At 71.8% G+C, this 6,679-nt stretch carries 6 protein-coding genes and 4 tRNA genes; 1 reads left to right on the top strand and 9 read right to left on the bottom strand.

What is annotated here, in order from left to right:
• The 9 genes from KDM41_16500 to rfbA all read right to left on the bottom strand — a co-directional run.
• On the bottom strand, positions 1-83 hold an 83-nt coding region (locus tag KDM41_16500), incomplete at its 3' end, for an elongation factor Tu (GenBank protein ID MCB1185026.1).
• An 86-nt stretch (positions 84-169) separates the two neighbouring features.
• A tRNA-Thr gene (locus tag KDM41_16495) sits at positions 170-245 on the bottom strand.
• Positions 246-425: 180 nt separating this feature from the next.
• Positions 426-501, bottom strand: a tRNA-Gly gene (locus KDM41_16490).
• A gap of 49 nt (positions 502-550) precedes the next feature.
• Positions 551-635 (bottom strand) — tRNA-Tyr (locus KDM41_16485).
• A gap of 141 nt (positions 636-776) precedes the next feature.
• Positions 777-852, bottom strand: a tRNA-Thr gene (locus tag KDM41_16480).
• Positions 853-1,144: 292 nt separating this feature from the next.
• Entirely contained in the window at positions 1,145-2,140 is a 996-nt protein-coding gene (locus KDM41_16475) for a D-alanine--D-alanine ligase (GenBank protein MCB1185025.1), read from the bottom strand.
• Between the two features lie 42 nt (positions 2,141-2,182).
• Positions 2,183-2,710, bottom strand: coding sequence for a 2-C-methyl-D-erythritol 2,4-cyclodiphosphate synthase (gene ispF, locus KDM41_16470; GenBank protein MCB1185024.1), 528 nt, complete (start codon positions 2,708-2,710; stop codon positions 2,183-2,185).
• A complete protein-coding gene (rfbC, locus tag KDM41_16465) occupies positions 2,710-3,258 on the bottom strand; it encodes a dTDP-4-dehydrorhamnose 3,5-epimerase (protein ID MCB1185023.1) in 549 nt (182 codons plus the stop codon). The genes ispF and rfbC overlap by 1 nt, the downstream gene beginning before the upstream one ends.
• Positions 3,255-4,358 (bottom strand): glucose-1-phosphate thymidylyltransferase RfbA, encoded by a 1,104-nt coding sequence (gene rfbA / locus KDM41_16460; protein ID MCB1185022.1) that lies wholly within the window; start codon positions 4,356-4,358, stop codon positions 3,255-3,257. The genes rfbC and rfbA overlap by 4 nt, the downstream gene beginning before the upstream one ends.
• A 206-nt stretch (positions 4,359-4,564) precedes the next feature.
• On the opposite strand from rfbA, the gene KDM41_16455 reads away from it, so the two are divergent.
• The gene (locus KDM41_16455; protein ID MCB1185021.1) at positions 4,565-6,619 is read left to right on the top strand and encodes a hypothetical protein; all 2,055 of its coding nucleotides are present in this window, start codon (positions 4,565-4,567) and stop codon (positions 6,617-6,619) included.
• Positions 6,620-6,679 lie beyond the last annotated feature (60 nt).

Genomic DNA, 6,679 nt, shown 5'->3' with positions numbered 1-6,679 from the left:
AGGGTCGTCTTGCCGTGATCCACGTGACCGATCGTGCCGACGTTCACGTGATCCTTAGTCCGTTCAAACTTTTCGCGTGCCATTGGCGGCTTCCTCCCATGGAAGGTGATGACCACTAACCGTGATAACCGAAAGCGTGATGTGCGACCTTACTCGACGGAAGTACGGATGGAGCCCACGAGCAGATTTGAACTGCTGACCGCTTGCTTACCATGCAAGTGCTCTACCGACTGAGCTACGTGGGCTCCCGTATCGTGTTGTCTGGCCCCCTCGACTGCGGATCCGTCCGGCGCATACCCGGAGACCGGGCGATGACGTCGAGGTTCGTGCGGCCGGATCGCTCCGGCCAACCGGACCCGGGGGCCCGGGGGTCGAGTGGGGCATCCTGCCGGACCCGACCTGTTATCTCGATCCGTTTCCGCTGTTGGAGCGGGAAACGAGGTTCGAACTCGCGACCCTCAGCTTGGAAGGCTGATGCTCTGCCAACTGAGCTATTCCCGCTCCGTTCCCAGCGGAATCGGTCCTACCTGACTCGTCGATCAAGGCCGGATGGTGGGGGGGGGAGGATTTGAACCTCCGTAGGCGTAGCCGACAGATTTACAGTCTGCTCCCTTTGACCACTCGGGCACCCCCCCACGAAAACGTCCGCCACCGGTTCCGGCAACTCCCGCCGGCGATCGACAGGCCATGCCGGCGATCTGCCGGAACTCTCCGGGCCGGTGAAATCCGCGTCCGCATCCATGGTTCCCGCCGTGGCGGGAGAATCTCCGGTCGACTGGAGCTGGCGAGAGGACTTGAACCCCCAACCACCTCATTACAAGTGAGGAGCTCTACCAATTGAGCTACGCCAGCTCCCATTCGTGCCGGCCTGCGCCGCGTCGTCCTCACCGGCGTTCAGTCAACAATCGGCCCAAGCATGTCGACATGGGCGCCCGGGGCGCCCAGTTGACAGACCGGGACCGATTTGGGTCCGGGAATATATAATGCGCCAAAAGCCGAAGTCAAGAAGATCAGCGCAATTATTTGGCTGCCGGGACCCGGCCGGAGCCCCCCGCGGAGCCCCCGTCCGGGGGGCCGCCGGGGCCGCCGGAAAGTCGCCCGGTTCGGTCGCCCGAAGGGCCGCCGGGCACCCCCGGCCGCGGGTTCAATCCGGGTCCAGGGCCGCCCGGCAGATGTCCTCGAGCAGGTCGCCGAAGCCGATGCCCACCGCCGCGGCCGCCTTCGGCACCAGACTGGTGGCCGTCATTCCAGGTATCGTGTTGATTTCCAGGCACTTATAGGTGTCGCCATCGAGCCGGAAGTCGACCCGGGCCACGCCGCGGCAGCCGAGGAGTTCGTAGACCCGGAGGGCGTCGGCGCAGATCTGCTCGTAGACCGGGGAATGGACCGGCGCGGGCACGAGGTACTCGCTGGCCCCCGCGGTGTACTTGTTCCGGTAGTCGTAGAAGCCCTCGCGGGGCCGGATCTCGAGCAGCGGCAGCCGCCGCCCCATGAGGATCGTGGCCGTCAACTCCCTGCCCGGTATGAACTTCTCGATCAGCAGATTGATGCAGGAGCGGCACGGAGCCGCCAGGACCCGCTCGAGGGCGGCCGTGAACTGGTCCGGGCGATCGACGATCTCGACCCCGACCGAGCTCCCGGCTCCGTTCAGCTTCACGACGAGGGGAAAGCCGATCTCGGCGGCGGCCCGGCGAAAGACGGTGTCTACGGTCAGCCCGCCGGTATCGGCCTCGGCGGCGGCGTCGCCGGCGGCCAGGGCCCCCGGACGGGCCGCGCTGCGGTCCCAGGTGACCTGCAGCCAGTCGGGTGTGGGGATGCCCGCCGCCCGCATGACCTGCTTGGTGATGGCCTTGTCCATGGCGATGGCGCTGGCCCGCGGCCCGGACAGGGCGTAGGGAATGTCGAGGACGTCGAGCAGGGCCTGCAGGTGGCCGTCCTCCCCCTGGCCGCCGTGAAGCGTCGGAAAGACCACGTCCACCCGGCGCAGGGCGTCCAGGCCGATGACGTCGGCCACCCGGGCCAGATCGATCTCCTCCACCTCGTGGCCGCGCTCCCGCAGGGCGCCCGCCACGGCCCGCCCCGACGCCAGGGAGACTTCCCGTTCGGGGGAATCGCCCCCCATCAGCACCGCGATCCTCATGCTTGCTCCCGGTCCGCGCAGGACCCGCGTTGAAGTCCGAACTCAGCCATCCACCGGCGCCCGGCCCTGCAGCAGGGCCACCGCCTGGACCGTCAGGCACTCGCCCCGCCCCTCGGGGCCGACGCCCTCGCCCCGGGTGGCCTTGACCGAGACCCGGTCGGCCCCGACGCCGAGGGCGCGCCCGAGGGCCCGGGCCATCTCGTCCGCGCGGGGTGCGATGCGCGGCGCCTCGGCGATGACCGTGCAGTCCACGTTGACCACGTCGTAGCCCTGCGCCGACACCAGCTTCCGCACCCGCGCCAGCAGGGCGAGGCTGTCGGCGCCCGCCCACCTGGGGTCCGTGTCCGGGAAATGCCGCCCGATGTCGCCCAGGGCCAGGGCCCCCAGCAGCGCGTCGGCCACGGCGTGGGCCACCACGTCGCCGTCCGAATGGGCCTCGGGGCCCACCGGGCTTTCCGGGAAGGCCACGCCGCCCAGAACGCAGGGCCGTCCCGCCGCGAGGCGATGCCGGTCCCAGCCCTGCCCGATGCGGAACGCGGGCGCGCCGCCGGGCCGCCCCGGCCGCCCGATCACGGGAACACCTCGGCCGCGGCGAAGTCCACGCCGCCGCGGTCCTTGTCCGAAAGCACCGTCGAGACCCCGGCGACCAGCGGCCAGGCGATGCCGATGGCCGGATCGTCCCAGCGGATGACCCGCTCGTGCTCCGGCGCGTAGTAGTCGGTGCACTTGTAGGCGAACTCGGCCCCGTCGCTCAGCACGTAGAAGCCGTGGCCGAAGCCGGGCGGCACCCAGAACTGGCGGTGGTTCTCCGCCGAGAGTTCGACACCCGTCCAGCGCCCGAAGGTCGGGCTGGCCCGACGCAGGTCGACCGCCACGTCGAAGACGCGGCCGCTGAGCACCCGCACCAGCTTGCCCTGGGGCCGGCGGATCTGGTAGTGCAGCCCGCGCAGCACGCCGCGGCCGGAACTGCTCTGGTTGTCCTGCACGAAGGGCAGATCGATGCCCGCGGCGGCGTAGGTGTCGGCGCGCCAGGTTTCCAGGAAGTAGCCCCGGTGGTCGCCGAAGACCTGCGGCTCGAAGACGAGGACATCCGGGATGTCGGTGATCACGACGTTCATCGTCCGCCCTCGAGCAGGTGCAGGAGGTAGTCGCCGTAGCCGCTGTTGCGCAGGGGCGCCGCCAGGGCGGCCAGGCGCGCGTCGTCGATGAAGCCCATGCGCCAGGCGATCTCCTCGGGGCAGGCGATCTTCAGGCTCTGGCGCTCCTCGATGACGCGGATGAACTGCCCGGCGTCGAGCAGCGACTGGTGCGTGCCGGTGTCGAGCCAGGCCGCGCCGCGGCCGAGGATCTCCACGTTCAGGTCGCCGCGCTCGAGGTAGGCGGTGATGACGTCGGCGATCTCGTACTCGCCGCGGGCCGACTTGCGGATCGACCGCGCGATCGCCACCACGTCGCGGTCGAAGAAGTACAGGCCCGTCGCCGCGTAGTTCGATTTCGGCCGGGCCGGCTTCTCCTCCACCGAGATCGCCCGGCCGTCGGGGCCCACCTCGACCACGCCGTAGCGGTGCGGGTCCTGGACCACGTAGGCGAAGATGGTGCCGCCGGTCTCGCGCTGGGCCGTGGCCTGCAGCTTCCGCGAGAGGCCCTGGGCGTAGAAGATGTTGTCGCCGAGGATCAGGCAGGCCGGGCTGCCGGCGAGGAACTCCTCGGCCAGGACGAAGGCCTGGGCCAGCCCGTCCGGCGTGGGCTGCACGACGTACTCCAGGTTCAGACCCCAGCCGGCGCCGTCGCCGAGGAGCTTGCGGAAAGCCGGCTGGTCCTGGGGCGTGGTGATGAGGCAGATGTCGCGGATTCCGGCGAGCATCAGGGTGCTCAGCGGGTAGTAGATCATCGGCTTGTCGTACACCGGCATCAGCTGCTTGCTCACCGTCAGGGTGAGCGGATGCAGGCGGCTGCCGGTGCCGCCGGCCAGGATGATGCCCTTGTACGGGGTCGGTGCGGTGGCCACGGGTCGGTCCCTTCGGGAAGCGGGCGGAGGCGTCGTCGGGAGCAGGAAAACAGAGATGCCGGGCGGCGTCAAGCCGCCGGCGGCGGACTGCCGCGACCGTGCCGCCGAATCGGTGTTGCTGCCTCCCTGCCGCCGCCGTAAGATGACTCCAGACGGACCGGTGCGGCCGCACCCCGCGGGGCGGCGGCGGCCCGGTCCCGAGGGGGACATTTCCGGGCGGACCCATCCGGTCCGCCGGCCGCCGGCTCCCGCCCACAGCCGCGGCCGAGACATCCGCCCCACGCCGGGGCTCCTTGCCCACACGCCACACACCGACGTCCCCTGCGTCGCACTTCTCGCCCCGACCGCCGGTGCCGGCGGCCGCGTCATCCGGGTCCGTTCCCTGGACGGCCCGATTGCTGCGAGGAGTTCCCGTCATGACGAAGTTCCGCCACGCGCTCCCCACCATCCTGTTCGCCCTGCTGCTGGTCGGTGCCGTGCCGACCCGGGCCGACATCGTGTGCGTCCCCGACACCGTTTCCCTGACCGCCGCCACGCCCGCCGTCGACCTCGTGTGGTCCTACACGGGCGGGGGCTCGGCCAACGTCGCCGGCTACTCCATCGTCGTCGCCTGGGACCCGGCCCTCGTCACGCCGACGTTCGCCCGGCCGGACAACGGCCCCTTCGCCGGGGCGGCGACCTTCTTCGTCGTCCCGCTGGGCAGCGGGCAGGCGCGGGTCGATGCGGCCATCGGCGGCGCCGATCCGGGCATCGCGAGCGGGGAACTGGGCAAGGTCACGCTGACGGGCGTGGGCGGCCAGGCGGGCGAGACGGCCCTCGACCTGACCCTGTCCGCGCTGCGCGATCCGGACAACCTCGACGTGACGGGCGTGACCGCCCTGGACGCCGTGGTCCTGGTCGACATCGGCGCGCCGGTGGTGGCGGGCGTGGCCATCGCCAACTCCACCCTGCCCCACACCGACGACTTCGTGAAGGACGGGGACGCCCTCGTGGTGACGGCCACCGTGACCGACGAGGATCCCGGCTTCGGGGCGTCGGGCATCACGGCGGACCTGAGCGGCCTGGGGGGAGCGGCCGACGCGGCGCCCGACGACTGGACCGCACCGGTGGCCACCTGGAACGTGGCGGCGGCGACCTGCACGCCGGCCGACGGGACGATCACCGTCACCGTGACCGCGACCGACTCCGGCGGCAACGTCGGCACGGGCAGCGACGGGATCACCGCGGACAACACGCCCCCGACGGCCCTGCAGGATCTGACGGTGCTGCCGGGCCACGAGAAGATCCACCTGGCCTGGACCGACGCCGCGGCCAGCGACGCGAACCCGTGGCAGGTGGTCTTCCGCACGGCCACGTGGGACGACTATCCGGCCTACGCCACCGCCGCCCCCGCCTACCCGGCCGACCACCTCGCCGGCGACGCGGTGTTCGACACCACGGGCACGGCCGCCGACTGGGCGGTGACGCCGCGGGCCATCCGCTACGTGGCGGGCTTCGTCACCGACATGGTGCTGCAGACCGGACCGGCCGGGCCGACGAGCACCGGCCGCGCCACCAACTACTGGCTGGGCGACGTGGCCGGCGCCGCGGGCTACGACGGCAGCGTCGACATCATCCACGACATCACCCTGCTGGGCACCACCTACGGCCTGGCCGACACCGCCGCCGCCTACCTGCCGGAGTGCAACGTGGGCCCGACCGACACGCGCAGCCCCCGCGGCATTCCCGAACCCGGCGTCGACGCCGAGGTGGGCTTCGAGGACATGATGGTCTTCGCGCTGAACTACACCGTCGTCACGCCGGGGGCGAAGGCCGCCGCCGGCCTGCCGCGGTTCGCGTGGCGCCGCGTCTCGGACCGCGCCCTCGCCCTCGACGTGGTCGCGGCGGGCGACTTCCAGGGCCTGCGCCTGCAGGCCGCGGTGCCCGCGGGCTGCACGGTGGCGGTGACGCCCGGCCCGCTGGTGGCGGCCCAGGCGGCACCGACCTTCCTGCGCGACACGCCGGCGGCGGGCCTCGACGTCGGCCTGGCCGTGTTCGGCGCCGGCGCCGGGTTCCGGGGCACCGGCGAGCTCCTGCGCCTGACCGCCCCGGTCTCCCTGCCCGATCTCGACCTGCGTCTGACCGCGCGCGACACCGGCAACCGTGACGTCGCGCTGGACCTCGCGGCGCCGGACGGCGGCGACCCGGTTCCCGCAGCCGCCGGGTTTGCCGGGAACTTCCCCAACCCGTTCAACCCGCGCACGACCCTCGTCTTCGACCTCCCCCGGCGGGGTCCGGTCGAGATCGCGGTCTACGGCCTGGACGGGCGGCGGGTGCGCACCCTGGCCGCCGGCGTGCGCGAAGCCGGACGGCACGAGATCGCCTGGGACGGCTGTGATGCCGGCGGCCGGCCGGTGGCGGCCGGGACGTACTTCGCCCGCCTGACGGCCGGCGCCGCGCGGGACACGCGCAAGATGGTGCTCGTGAAGTGAGTCGCTTTCCGGGCTCACGACCCGGCGCCCCGCCGCGGCGGGGATGGCCGGGGTGTCTCC

Source organism: bacterium (assembly GCA_020440705.1).
Classification (GTDB): domain Bacteria; phylum Krumholzibacteriota; class Krumholzibacteriia; order LZORAL124-64-63; family LZORAL124-64-63; genus JAGRNP01.
The sequence above is the reverse complement of the archived record's forward strand: the minus strand, read 5'-3'. Positions and strand labels throughout refer to the sequence as shown.

Excerpts from the sequence above, each read along its gene's own strand:
- KDM41_16455 (MCB1185021.1), top strand. The coding sequence starts at position 4,565 with ATGACGAAGTTCCGCCACGCGCTCCCCACCATCCTGTTCGCCCTGCTG.
- rfbA (MCB1185022.1), bottom strand. The coding sequence starts at position 4,358 with ATGTCCCCCTCGGGACCGGGCCGCCGCCGCCCCGCGGGGTGCGGCCGC.
- rfbC (MCB1185023.1), bottom strand. The coding sequence starts at position 3,258 with ATGAACGTCGTGATCACCGACATCCCGGATGTCCTCGTCTTCGAGCCG.
- KDM41_16475 (MCB1185025.1), bottom strand. The coding sequence starts at position 2,140 with ATGAGGATCGCGGTGCTGATGGGGGGCGATTCCCCCGAACGGGAAGTC.